11 protein-coding genes are annotated in these 12247 nt (G+C 69.1%); 6 read left to right on the top strand and 5 right to left on the bottom strand.

Going from position 1 to position 12247, the window contains the following annotated elements:
• Positions 1-173 precede the first annotated feature (173 nt).
• On the bottom strand, positions 174-1100 hold the full coding sequence (locus ABC271_RS07875; protein WP_412924340.1) for a heme o synthase: 927 nt from the start codon (positions 1098-1100) through the stop codon (positions 174-176).
• Positions 1101-1330: 230 nt separating this feature from the next.
• On the opposite strand from ABC271_RS07875, the gene tkt reads away from it, so the two are divergent.
• From tkt to pgl, 6 genes are read left to right on the top strand one after another with little or no spacing between them, the layout of a single operon-like run.
• A complete protein-coding gene (gene tkt, locus ABC271_RS07870) occupies positions 1331-3427 on the top strand; it encodes a transketolase (protein WP_412924339.1) in 2097 nt (698 codons plus the stop codon).
• Between the two features lie 19 nt (positions 3428-3446).
• On the top strand, positions 3447-4568 hold the full coding sequence (gene tal / locus ABC271_RS07865) for a transaldolase (protein ID WP_412924338.1): 1122 nt from the start codon (positions 3447-3449) through the stop codon (positions 4566-4568).
• Positions 4565-6190 (top strand): glucose-6-phosphate isomerase, encoded by a 1626-nt coding sequence (locus ABC271_RS07860; RefSeq protein WP_412924337.1) that lies wholly within the window; start codon positions 4565-4567, stop codon positions 6188-6190. Before tal ends, ABC271_RS07860 begins: the two co-directional genes overlap by 4 nt.
• A 4-nt stretch (positions 6191-6194) precedes the next feature.
• Complete coding sequence (gene zwf, locus ABC271_RS07855; RefSeq protein ID WP_412924336.1) at positions 6195-7745, top strand: glucose-6-phosphate dehydrogenase; 1551 nt, start codon at positions 6195-6197, stop codon at positions 7743-7745.
• Positions 7742-8689, top strand: coding sequence for a glucose-6-phosphate dehydrogenase assembly protein OpcA (locus tag ABC271_RS07850; RefSeq protein WP_412924335.1), 948 nt, complete (start codon positions 7742-7744; stop codon positions 8687-8689). The genes zwf and ABC271_RS07850 overlap by 4 nt, the downstream gene beginning before the upstream one ends.
• Positions 8686-9477, top strand: coding sequence for a 6-phosphogluconolactonase (gene pgl / locus ABC271_RS07845; protein WP_412924334.1), 792 nt, complete (start codon positions 8686-8688; stop codon positions 9475-9477). The genes ABC271_RS07850 and pgl overlap by 4 nt, the downstream gene beginning before the upstream one ends.
• A gap of 59 nt (positions 9478-9536) precedes the next feature.
• Here the strand turns inward: pgl and ABC271_RS07840 are convergent, their stop codons facing one another.
• The 4 genes from ABC271_RS07840 to ABC271_RS07825 form a co-directional block, all read right to left on the bottom strand.
• A complete protein-coding gene (locus ABC271_RS07840; RefSeq protein WP_063257886.1) occupies positions 9537-9890 on the bottom strand; it encodes an RNA polymerase-binding protein RbpA in 354 nt (117 codons plus the stop codon).
• Position 9891: 1 nt separating this feature from the next.
• Positions 9892-10140 carry a preprotein translocase subunit SecG gene (secG, locus tag ABC271_RS07835; RefSeq protein WP_138172459.1) on the bottom strand — a complete coding sequence of 83 codons (249 nt, stop codon included), beginning with the start codon at positions 10138-10140 and terminating at the stop codon, positions 9892-9894.
• Between the two features lie 113 nt (positions 10141-10253).
• Positions 10254-11042 (bottom strand): triose-phosphate isomerase, encoded by a 789-nt coding sequence (gene tpiA, locus ABC271_RS07830; protein WP_412924333.1) that lies wholly within the window; start codon positions 11040-11042, stop codon positions 10254-10256.
• A complete protein-coding gene (locus ABC271_RS07825) occupies positions 11033-12247 on the bottom strand; it encodes a phosphoglycerate kinase (RefSeq protein ID WP_412924332.1) in 1215 nt (404 codons plus the stop codon). The genes tpiA and ABC271_RS07825 overlap by 10 nt, the downstream gene beginning before the upstream one ends.

Here is a 12247-nt window from a genome sequence, read left to right as displayed (position 1 = left end):
TTCGTGCGTCCGTGCACCCGCGCGCCTTCGTGTGCCAGCGCTTCCGCGCATTCTCGTTCGTCGGCGCACCGGGGTCGCTTCGTGCGTCGGTGCATGGGCTCCGACGCACGGGCTCCGAGAATGACCGCCCCGTCCCACGGAACAGGGGGCGAATGGCCCTCGGGCCCGGATGATCAGAAGGGCAGCAGCGGGTCGACCGCGATCGCGACGAACAGCAGCGTCAGATACGTGATCGACGCGTGGAACACGCGCATGGGTCGGGGCTCGCCACCCTGCACGGCGCGCGAGTACAAGCGGTGCGATTCGTACACGAACCAGCCGCCGAAGACCAGCGCGGAAACGCTGTAGACCAGGCCCATGGATGCCACCGGGATCAGCAGCAGCGAGCACGCCACCGTCGCCCACGCGTACAGGATGACCTGCAGCCCGACCTGCGATCCACTGCGGGTGGCGCCGAGCATCGGCACGTCCACCTCGTCGTACTGGTCGGCGTACTTCATCGACAGCGGCCAGTAGTGGGGCGGAGTCCACAGGAACACCAGCGCGAACAGGATGAAGGGCGCCCACGAGAGCGATCCCGTCACCGCCGACCAGCCGATGAGCACGGGGAAGCATCCGGCGATCCCGCCCCACACGATGTTCTGCTCGGTGCGGCGCTTGAGGATCATCGTGTAGATCACGACGTAGAAGAAGATGGCCGCGGCCGACAGTCCCGCCGCGAGCGGGTTGGTGAACACCCACAACCACACGGTGGAGAACACGGCGAGGGTCCAGGCGAACGTGAGTGCGCCGCGGGGCGACACCTCGCCGGTGACCAGCGGACGGTTCTCGGTGCGCTGCATGTGCGCGTCGATGTCGCGGTCGAGGTACATGTTGAACGCGGCGGCCGAACCGGCGCTCAGCGACCCGCCGATGACGGTGGCGAAGATGAGCCAGAGGTCGGGGAGTCCGCGCGCGGCGAGGATCATGACCGGAACGGTCGTGACCAGGAGCAGTTCGAGCACCCGCGGCTTGGTCAGCGCGACGTAAGCGCGGAGGGTGCGTCCGACGGAGCGGCGATCGGTCGTCGCAGTGACGTGCGACGTCGTCGAGATGTCCATCGTCCCCCGGGGTAGAGCGAGCGTATCCCCACGATTCTATGGCATCCCGTACACACACCCGGCCGCCTGTCGACCCCCGCGGGAACAGTCCCGGCCCTTCGTGCGTTCTCGCTATGCTGGCGATGAACGCGCGCCCCGCGCCGACCACCCCACCCCACTCCCGCCCCTACGGCGTCGAGTGCGGCGTCGGATCGTGACCCCGGGCGCAAAGTGACGAGAAAGGCACCGTGTTGTCGGACTTCGAATGGGACGAGATCGATCGGCGCGCGGTGGACACCGCACGCGTTCTGGCGGCGGATGCCGTCGAGAAGGTGGGTAACGGCCACCCCGGTACGGCCATGTCTCTCGCACCCGCGGCCTACCTGCTGTATCAGCGCGTCCTGCGCCACGACCCGGCCGACACGCACTGGCCCGGCCGCGACCGCTTCATCCTCTCGGTGGGGCACTCCTCCCTCACCCAGTACGTCCAGCTCTACCTCGGCGGTTTCGGCCTCGAGATGAAGGACCTCGAGGCGCTCCGCACGTGGGGCTCCCTGACCCCCGGTCACCCCGAGTACGGCCACACCGACGGCGTCGAGATCACGACCGGACCGCTCGGTCAGGGCCTCGCCTCCTCCGTCGGCTTCGCCTACGCCGCCCGGTACGAGCGCGGCCTGTTCGACCCGGAGTCCCCCGCCGGTGAGAGCCCCTTCGACCACTTCGTCTACGTGATCGCCGGCGACGGCGACATGCAGGAGGGCGTCACGAGCGAGGCCTCCTCGCTCGCCGGCCACCAGGAGCTCGGCAACCTCATCGCGATCTACGACTCGAACCAGATCTCGATCGAGGACGACACGAACGTCGCCTTCACCGAAGACGTGCAGAAGCGCTACGAGGCCTACGGCTGGCACGTGCAGACCGTCGACTGGAAGAAGACGGGCCAGTACGTCGAGGACGTCGCCGAGTTGCTCGCGGCCATCGAGGCCGCGAAGGGCGAGACGAGCAAGCCGTCGCTCATCATCCTCAAGACGATCATCGGCTGGCCCTCCCCCGGCAAGCAGAACTCCGGCAAGATCCACGGTTCGGCGCTGGGAGCTGACGAGCTGCGTGCCACGAAGGAGGTGCTGGGATTCGACCCCGAGCAGCACTTCGCCATCGCGGACGACGTGCTCGCGCACACTCGCGAGCTGGTGAAGCGCGGCGAAGCCGAGAAGGCCGCCTGGCAGGAGAAGTTCGACGCCTGGGCCGCTGCCCACCCCGAGCGCAAGCAGCTGTGGGACCGCCTGCAGGCTCGCGAGCTGCCCGAGGGCATCGCGGACGCGCTGCCCGCGTTCGAGGCCGGCAAGGACGTCTCCACGCGCGCCGCCTCCGGCACGGTCATCAACGCCCTCGCCGCCGAGCTCCCCGAGCTGTGGGGCGGTTCGGCCGACCTCGCCGAGTCGAACCTGACCACGATCAAGGATGCCAAGTCCTTCATCCCCACCTCGTGGTCGACGCACGAATGGTCGGGCGACCCCTACGGCCGCGTGCTGCACTTCGGCATCCGCGAGCACGCGATGGGCGCGATCCTCAACGGCATCGTGCTGCACGGTCCGACGCGTCCCTTCGGCGGCACGTTCCTCATCTTCAGCGACTACATGCGCCCGCCGGTGCGTCTGGCCGCGCTGATGAACATCCCGACGATCTTCGTGTGGACGCACGACTCGGTCGCCCTCGGTGAGGACGGCCCGACCCACCAGCCGATCGAGCAGCTCGCGACCCTCCGGGCGATCCCGAACTTCGCTCTGGTCCGCCCCGCGGATGCCAACGAGACCTCGGTCGTGTGGCTCGAGATGCTCCGCCGCACGGCGGGTCCCGCCGGTATCGCGCTCACGCGCCAGAACATCCCCGTGTTCCCCCGCGGTGCCGGTGAGGCCTCGGGCGACGAGTTCGCCTCGGCCGCGAATGCGGTCAAGGGCGCTTACGTCCTGGCGGAGGCGGCGAGCGGCGAGCCGGACGTCATCCTCATCGCCACCGGTTCCGAGGTGCAGCTCGCCGTCCAGGCGCGCGAGACCCTCGCCGCCGAGGGCGTGCAGGCCCGCGTCGTGTCGGCGCCGTCGCTGGAGTGGTTCGCCGAGCAGGACGAGGCGTACCGCGAGTCGGTCCTGCCGTCGTCCGTGAAGGCGCGCGTGTCCGTCGAGGCGGGTTCCGCCCTGTCGTGGCACGGCATCGTCGGCGACGCCGGCCGTTCCGTCTCGATCGAGCACTTCGGTGCGTCGGCCGACTACAAGACCCTGTTCCAGAAGTTCGGTATCACCGCCGAGGCCGTCGTCGAGGCCGCCCGCGAGTCGATCGCCGCTGCGAAGTAATCCGAGGAGAACGAGAACAATGAGCACTCCCACCGAACAGCTTTCCGCTCAGGGCGTCAGCATCTGGCTGGACGACCTGTCGCGTCAGCGCATCCAGACCGGCAACCTCGCCGAGCTCATCGAGAAGCGCAACGTGTCCGGCGTCACCACGAACCCGACGATCTTCGCCGGCGCGCTCTCGAAGGGCGAGGCCTACGAGGGTCAGGTCCGTGAGCTCGCCGGCCACGGCGCGGGCGTCGACGAGGCGATCTTCTCGATCACCACCGACGACGTGCGCGACGCATGCGACATCTTCCTGCCCGTCTTCGAGGCCACCGGCGGCGTCGACGGCCGCGTGTCGATCGAGGTCTCCCCCGACCTCGCCCACGACACCGACGCGACCGTCGCCCAGGCCAAGGATCTGTCGGCGCGGGTGGACCGCCCGAACGTCCTCATCAAGATCCCCGCGACCAAGGCGGGCCTGCCCGCGATCACCGAGGTCATCGGTGCGGGCATCTCGGTCAACGTCACTCTGATCTTCAGCCTCGAGCGGTACGCCGAGGTCATCGATGCGTACCTCGCCGGTGTCGAGAAGGCCCGTGAGGCCGGACACGACATCTCCACCCTGCAGTCGGTGGCGTCGTTCTTCGTGTCCCGCGTGGACACCGAGGTCGACAAGCGTCTCGCGGCGATCGGCACCGACGAGGCCGCCGCGCTGAAGGGCAAGGCCGGTATCGCCAACGCGCGTCTGGCCTACGAGCTGTACGAGCAGAAGTTCGCGGAGGACCGCGCCAAGGAGCTCCTCGCCGCGGGCGCGACCGTGCAGCGCCCGCTGTGGGCCTCGACCGGCGTAAAGGACCCCGCGCTGCCCGACACGCTGTACGTCACCGAGCTCGTCGCCCCCGGCACCGTGAACACGATGCCCGAGAAGACGCTCGAGGCAACGTTCGACCACGCCGTGATCACCGGCGACACCATCACCGGCGCATACGGCGAGGCCCACGAGGTCTTCGACCAGCTCGCCGCCGCGGGCGTCGACTTCGCCGACGTCACGCAGGTGCTCGAGGACGAAGGCGTGGAGAAGTTCATCGCGTCCTGGCACGAACTGCAGGAGACCGTCGCCACCGCGCTCGAGGCCGGAAGCGCCCAGGCGGCGAAGTGACTTTCGCCGTCAAGGTCACCGGCCACGTCAAGGCGGTCGTCGACTCCGAGTTGCCTGGCCTGGTCGGTTCGCTCGTCGCGTCCGGCATCACGGCGGGAGACCCCACGCTGTGGGGTCCCGCAGCCGAGGACGAGGCATCCCGTCGACTCGGGTGGGTGCAGGCGGTCTCCGTCTCGCGCCCCCTCGTGCCGGAGATCACGGCCCTGCGCGGCGCCCTCGTCGCGCAGGGCGTGACCCGTGTCGTCCTCGCCGGGATGGGGGGTTCGTCTCTCGCTCCCGAGGTGATCGCGCGCGACGCGGGCGTCCCTCTCGTCATCCTGGATTCCACCGCCCCCGGGCAGGTGCTCGCCGCGATCGACGGTGACGCCGAAGCCGGTGGCCTGCGCGAGACGGTGCTCGTCGTCTCGAGCAAGTCTGGTTCCACGATCGAGACCGACTCGGCCAAGCGTGCGTTCGAGGCCGCGTTCCGCGACCTCGGCATCGACCCCGCGGAGCGGATCGTGGTCGTGACGGACCCCGGCTCTCCGCTCGAGCAGTCGGCTCACGCGGACGGGTACCGCGTCTTCACCGCCGACCCGACGGTCGGCGGACGATACTCCGCGCTGACCGCTTTCGGGCTGGTGCCCGCGGGTCTCGCCGGCGTGGATCTCGACGATCTCCTGGACGAAGCGGATGCCACACTTCTCGAGGTCGCGATCGACTCCCCCGAGAACCCGGCGCTCGTCCTGGCCGCGGCCATCGCGGGCGGCGGCGACCAGCGCCGTGACAAGCTCGGCCTCGTCACCGACGGGAGCCACCTGCCGGGTCTCCCGGACTGGATCGAGCAGCTGATCGCGGAGTCAACGGGCAAAGACGGGACCGGCATCCTGCCCGTCGTCCTGCTTCCCGTGTCCCCCGAGCTGGAGACGAAGCCGGCCGACCTGCAGGTTGTCCGTCTCGTCGACCACGCCGACGCCTTCCATCTGTTCGACCGCCACGAGGGCGATGTCCTCGTGAGCGGCTCGCTGGGAGCCCAGTTCGTCGTGTGGGAGTACGCCACGGCCATCGCCGGGCGACTGCTCGGAATCGATCCGTTCGACCAGCCCGACGTGGAGTCGGCGAAGGCCGCGGCCCGCGGCCTGCTGGACGCCCGGCCTGAGCCGACGGCTCCGGCCTTCGTGCTCGACGGCGTCGAGGTGCGCGTGTCGGACCCCGCGTTGGCATCCGGGGGCACGCTCGCGAGCGTTCTCGACGCGCTGTGGGCTTCGGTTCCGGCCGACGGCTACGTCAGCATCCAGGCGTACGTGAACCGGATCGACCTGCCCCAGCTCGCGGGACTGCGCGAACTGGTGGCGGCGGATTCCGGTCGTCCCACGACTTTCGGGTGGGGACCCCGGTTCCTGCACTCGACCGGTCAGTACCACAAGGGAGGGCCCGCGAACGGCGTCTTCCTCCAGATCACCGAACGCACCGATGTCGACCTCGAGATTCCCGGTCGACCGTTCACGTTCGGTGAGCTCATCCACGCACAGGCCGCGGGCGACGCGAGCGTGCTGGCGGACGGTCACGGCCGTCCCGTCGTCACGCTCACGCTCACCGACCCGCAGGTCGAGGTGCTTTCACTCTTCGAGGCGGCGCAGTAAAAGCATGGTCGTAGAGATCACACCCGGTCACAATCCCCTTCGCGATCCCGAGGATCGCCGACTCAGCCGCATCGCGGGGCCCAGCGCCCTGGTCATCTTCGGCGTGACGGGTGACCTGTCGCGCAAGAAGCTGATGCCCGCGGTATACGACCTCGCCAACCGCGGTCTTCTGCCCCCCGGCTTCGCATTGGTGGGGTTCGCCCGCCGCGACTGGGAAGACCAGGACTTCGCCAAGGTCGTCCACGAGTCGGTGAAGCAGTACGCCCGAACCGAGTTCCGCGAGGAGACGTGGCAGGAACTGCTGGAAGGCATCCGCTTCGTCCAGGGCGAGTTCGACGACCCCGAGGCGTTCCAGCGTCTGCGCGAGACCGTCGACAAGCTCGACACCGAGCGCGGCACCATGGGCAATCACGCGTACTACCTGTCGATCCCGCCGAAGGCCTTCCCGCTGGTCACCACGCAGCTCAAGGCCTCGGGACTCGTCGGCGAGACCGCGGACGACACCACCGGCTGGCGGCGCGTGGTGATCGAGAAGCCGTTCGGGCACGACCTGGCCTCGGCTCGCGAGCTGAACGAGGTCGTCGAGAGCGCCTTCCCGGCCGACTCGATCTTCCGGATCGACCACTATCTCGGTAAAGAGACCGTCCAGAACATCCTGGCGCTGCGGTTCGCCAACGAGCTGTACGAGCCGATCTGGAACCGCAACTACGTGGACCACGTGCAGATCACGATGGCCGAGGACATCGGCGTCGGCGGTCGCGCGGGGTATTACGACGGGATCGGCGCGGCCCGCGACGTCATCCAGAACCACCTCCTGCAGCTGCTGGCCCTCACCGCGATGGAAGAGCCCATCAGCTTCAACGCGGCCGACCTGCGAGCCGAGAAGGAAAAGGTGCTCGCGGCGGTCCGTCTGCCCGAGAATCTCGCCGAGGCGACCGCCCGCGGGCAGTACGCCGGCGGATGGCAGGGCGGTGAGAAGGTGCTCGGCTTCCTCGAAGAGGACGGCATGAACCCGGAGTCCGTGACGGAGACCTACGCCGCGGTCAAGCTCGAGATCAACACGCGCCGCTGGTCGGGCGTCCCCTTCTACGTCCGCAGCGGAAAGCGTCTCGGACGCCGCGTCACCGAGGTGGCCGTGGTGTTCAAGCGCGCCCCGCAGCAGCTGTTCTCTCGCAGCCAGACGCAGGAGCTGGGGCAGAACGCCCTCGTCATCCGCGTGCAGCCCGACGAGGGCGTCACCATCCGCTTCGGATCCAAGGTCCCCGGTGACGGTACCCAGGTGCGCGACGTCACCATGGACTTCGGATACGGCCACGCCTTCACCGAAGCGAGCCCCGAAGCCTACGAGCGACTCATCCTCGATGTGCTGCTCGGCGACCCGCCGCTGTTCCCGCGGCACGAAGAGGTCGAACTCAGCTGGAAGATCCTCGACCCGATCGAGGAGTTCTGGGCCGCCCAGGGCGGACCGCTCGAACAGTACTCTCCCGGGTCATGGGGGCCGGCATCCGCCGACGAACTCCTCGCCCGCGATGGCCGCACCTGGAGGCGTCCGTGATCATCGATCTGCCCGACACCACCGTCAGCGCGATCTCGAAGAAGCTCGTCAGCGTCCGGGAGGAGGGCGGTGCCGTCGCTCTCGGGCGCGTGCTGACCCTCATCATCGTCACGCACCACGGCGCCGAGGAAGAGGTCATCGAGGCCGCCAACGACGCCTCCCGCGAGCACCCGATGCGCGTCATCGCCGTGCTGTTCGGCGACGACGATGAAGAGCCTCGCCTGGACGCCGAGATCCGCGTGGGCGGCGACGCCGGCGCGAGCGAGGTCGTGGTCCTGCGAGCCCACGGAGCGGCCGCGTCCAACGCCGAGAGTCTCGTCACGGGTCTCCTGCTCCCGGACGCGCCCGTCGTCGCCTGGTGGCCCGCCGAGGCCCCCACCGACCCCTCCCTGTCGGAGATCGGCCGGATCGCTCAGCGCCGCATCACCGATGCCAAGTCGCAGCCCGACCCCACCGCGTGGGTCGCGCACCTCGGCGAACACTACGCCCCGGGCGACACCGACTTCGCGTGGACCCGCGTCACGCGCTGGCGGGAACAGCTCGCCGCCGTACTGGACCAGCCGCCCTACGAGCCGGTCACCTCGATCGAGGTCTCCGGCTCGAGCGACTCGCCGTCCACGGCGCTGCTCGCGGCGTGGCTGGGCCTCAAGCTCGAGGCGCCGGTCACGTACAGCTACCTCCCGGAGGCCGAATGGGCCGGCGGCATCAAGTCGGTGCGCCTCACCCGCGCGAGCGGAGACACCCTCCTCGAGCGCCCCACGCCGGGTGTCGCGATCCTCACGCAGCCCGGCCAGCCGACGCACGAGCTCGACTTCCCACGTCGGACGCTTCGCGAGTGCCTCGCCGAGGAGCTCCGTCGCCTCGACCCCGATGTGCTGTACGGCCGCGTCCTGACGCAGTGCACGGAGCTGCTGCACACCCTCGACGAGCGGGGCGACCGATGACCGAGAACGGCTCCGCCAAACAGGTCATCATCAAGAAGGATGCCGATACCCTCGCGGACTACGTCGCGACCCGGTTCGTGAACCGCATCGTGAAGCGCGTCGCCGAGGGCAAACGCATGCACGTCTGCCTGACCGGCGGCACGATGGGCGGTGCGGTCCTGCGCTCGGCCGCCCGCGACCCGCGCGTCGACGAGATCGACTGGTCGCTCGTGCACTTCTGGTTCGGTGACGAGCGGTTCGTGAGCCGGGACTCGGACGATCGCAACGAAAAGCAGGCGCGTGTCGCCTTCCTCGACGGTCTCGACATCCCGGCCGAGAACATCCACTCGGCCGCCTCGACCGACGACGGCCTCGATCTGGACGCCGCGGCGATCGCCTACGCCGATGAGCTCGCGCAGTTCGCGCCGTCCGACCGGAGTGAGACGGGCCCGTGGCCGTCGTTCGACATCTGCTTCCTCGGTGTCGGTCCCGACGCGCACATCGCCTCGCTCTTCCCTGACCGGCCGGAGATCTCCGTCACCGATCGGGCGACGGTGCCGGTGCGCGACTCCCCCAAGCCTCCGCCGGAGCGCATCTCGCTCACCCGCCCGGTCATCAACTCGTCCAAGCGCGTGTGGATGGTCATCGCGGGCGCCGACAAGGCCGCCGCTCTCGGCCTCGCCCTCGCCGGCGCGAGCTACCAGAGCGTTCCTGCCGCCGGGGCGAAGGGCCGTCGTCGCACGGCGTTCTTCGTCGACGAGGCCGCCGCTGACCAGGTGCCGCCGCAGCTCATCGATCGCGAGTACTGAGCCCGCACGACGAAAGAGACCGGATGCCATCGGCATCCGGTCTCTTTCTCGTTCGGTCTCTACTGGCCGCGGCGCTCGCGCAGCTGCTGAAGCGCATCGTCGAGGAGCGACGCCGCTTCCTCGTCGGTCCGGCGTTCCTTCACGTACGCAAGGTGCGTCTTGTAGGGCTCGGTCTTCGCGAGCGCCGGCGGATTGTTCTTGTCGCGCCCCGCCGGAAGGCCAGAGTGCGGCGAATCGATGGTCTCGGGGATCTCGTCGTCGGGAATGCCCGCCGCGAAGTAGCGGACGGTCTCGTTGCCGAGCGCATCCCAGTACGACACCGCTACCCGATCGGCGTGGAAACCGTGGTCCTGTTCTCCCATCGGGCCCGCGCCGACGCGCGTGCCGCGGATGGCGTTACCGCCAGTGGCCATGTCAGAGCTCCGCGAACTTGGTCAGGAGACCGAGGCCGACGATGGTGATGAACCACACCAGCGCGAGCACGATCGTGAATCGGTTGAGGTTGCGTTCGGCGAGGCCGGACGAGCCCATCGCGGAGCTCATGCCGCCGCCGAACATGTCGGACAGACCGCCGCCGCGTCCCTTGTGGAGCAGGATGAGCAGGGTCAGCAGGAGGCTGGTCACGCCCAGGAAAACCTGCAGGACGAACTCGAGAATCTGCACTGTCGAAAGCCTTTCGCGAGCGGCCAGGGACGGCCGCACAAGCGTCAAGTATACGGGGAGCGGGGCCGGACACGCGGATGCCCGCGGCGCAGGGCCGCGGGCATCCGCGTCGGTCAGACTCCGACGTGCTTCTGGTACCGGATGATCGCGGCGAACTCGTCGACGACGAGGCTCGCACCGCCCACCAGGGCACCGTCCACGTCGGGCTCACGCATGAATCCGGCGATGTTGCCCGACTTCACCGAGCCGCCGTAGAGGATGCGCGTGCGAGCCGCCGCGTCCGCACCGAGCTTGTCGGCGACGACGGCGCGGAGCTTGGCCGCGACCTCCTGTGCCTGATCGGGCGTCGCGGCCTGGCCCGAGCCGATGGCCCAGACCGGCTCGTACGCCACGACGATGTCGGCATCGGATGCCACGCCCTCGAGCGCGACCTCGAGCTGCCCCACGGGGACGGCGCTCGCACCGAACTTCTCGAGGTCTTCCGAGGTCTCACCGACGCAGATCACCGGAACGAGACCGTGGCGCAGGGCCGCGGCGGTCTTGGCCGCCACGACCTCGTCGGACTCGTGGTGGAACTGCCGACGCTCGGAATGCCCGATGATGACGTAGCGGGCGTCGAGCTTCGCGAGGAACTGCCCCGAGATCTCGCCGGTGTAGGCACCGGAATCGTGGGCCGAAAGGTCCTGCCCGCCGAGGGCGAACTCGATCTTGTCGGCGTCCAGGAGCGTCTGCACGGTACGCAGGTCGGTGAACGGCGGGAAGACCGCCACCTCGACGCTGCCGTTCTCGTGCTTCGCTTCCTTCAGCGTCCAGTGCAGCTTCTGGACGAACGCGACCGCCTGCAGGTGGTCGAGGTTCATCTTCCAGTTGCCGGCGATGAGAGGGGTTCTGTTCACTGCCATCCGAGGACCTCCAGTCCGGGGAGCTTCTTGCCTTCGAGGAACTCCAGGCTGGCGCCGCCACCGGTGGAGATGTGGCCGAACTGGTCGTCGGTGAAGCCGAGCTGGCGGACGGCCGCGGCCGAGTCACCGCCGCCCACGACGCTCAGGCCGTCCACCTCGGTCAGGGCCTGCGCGACCGTCTTGGTGCCAGCGGCGAAGGCCGCCATCTCGAACACGCCCATGGGGCCGTTCCAGAACACCGTGCGCGAGTCGCGAATGGCCTCGGCGAAGAGGTCCGCCGTGCGCGGACCGATGTCGAGGCCGAGACCCGAGGCACCGAACGGGGTCTCCTCGAGAGCAACGGCATCCGCCACGACATGCTCGGCGTCGGCCGAGAAGGACGCCGCGACGACGGCATCCACGGGGAGGACGATCTCGACGCCGCGCTCCTTCGCCGAGGCGAGGTAGCCCTTCACGGTGTCGATCTGGTCCTTCTCGAGCAGGCTCGATCCGACCTTGTTGCCCTCCGCGGCCAGGAACGTGAACATCATTCCGCCGCCGACCAGGAGCTTGTCGACCCGGGGCAGCAGGTGCTCGATGACACCGAGCTTGTCACTGACCTTCGATCCGCCGAGGACGACCGTGTAGGGCCGTTCGGGGTTCTCGGTCAGACGGTCCAGGACCTCGAGCTCTTTCTGGATGAGCAGGCCCGCCGCCGACGGCACGATCTGGGCGAGGTCGTAGACGCTCGCCTGCTTGCGGTGCACGACACCGAAGCCGTCGGACACGAGAGCGTCGCCGAGCTCGGCGAGTTGACGGGCGAAACCCTGGCGCTCGGCCTCGTCCTTCGAGGTCTCCCCCGCGTTGAACCGGAGGTTCTCGATGACGGCGACGTCTCCGTCCTCGAGCGAGGCGACGGCCTCACGGGCGGACTCGCCGACGGTGTCGCGCGCGAACGCGACCGGCTGGCCGAGGAGCTCGGACAGGCGCTGCGCGACCGGCTCGAGGGAGTACTTCGGGTCGGGAGACCCGTCGGGGCGCCCGAGGTGCGAGCACACGACGACGCGGGCGCCGGCGTTGATCAGGGCGTTGAGAGTCGGCAGCGACGCGCGCACGCGGCCATCGTCCGTGATGACGCCGTCCTTGAGGGGGACGTTGAGGTCACAACGGACGATGACGCGCGTGCCGGCCAGCGACCCCAGCGATTCGAGGGTGCGCAGAGCCAT

It is taken from the genome of Microbacterium canaveralium (assembly GCF_047238045.1).
Lineage (GTDB): Bacteria > Actinomycetota > Actinomycetes > Actinomycetales > Microbacteriaceae > Microbacterium.
This window is presented reverse-complemented; position numbering and strand designations above follow the sequence as displayed.

Coding starts and splice junctions, on each gene's coding strand:
- ABC271_RS07875 (WP_412924340.1), bottom strand. CDS start 1,100: ATGGACATCTCGACGACGTCGCACGTCACTGCGACGACCGATCGCCGC.
- tal (WP_412924338.1), top strand. CDS start 3,447: ATGAGCACTCCCACCGAACAGCTTTCCGCTCAGGGCGTCAGCATCTGG.
- zwf (WP_412924336.1), top strand. CDS start 6,195: ATGGTCGTAGAGATCACACCCGGTCACAATCCCCTTCGCGATCCCGAG.
- pgl (WP_412924334.1), top strand. CDS start 8,686: ATGACCGAGAACGGCTCCGCCAAACAGGTCATCATCAAGAAGGATGCC.
- ABC271_RS07840 (WP_063257886.1), bottom strand. CDS start 9,890: ATGGCCACTGGCGGTAACGCCATCCGCGGCACGCGCGTCGGCGCGGGC.
- tpiA (WP_412924333.1), bottom strand. CDS start 11,042: ATGGCAGTGAACAGAACCCCTCTCATCGCCGGCAACTGGAAGATGAAC.
- ABC271_RS07825 (WP_412924332.1), bottom strand. CDS start 12,247: ATGGCTCTGCGCACCCTCGAATCGCTGGGGTCGCTGGCCGGCACGCGC.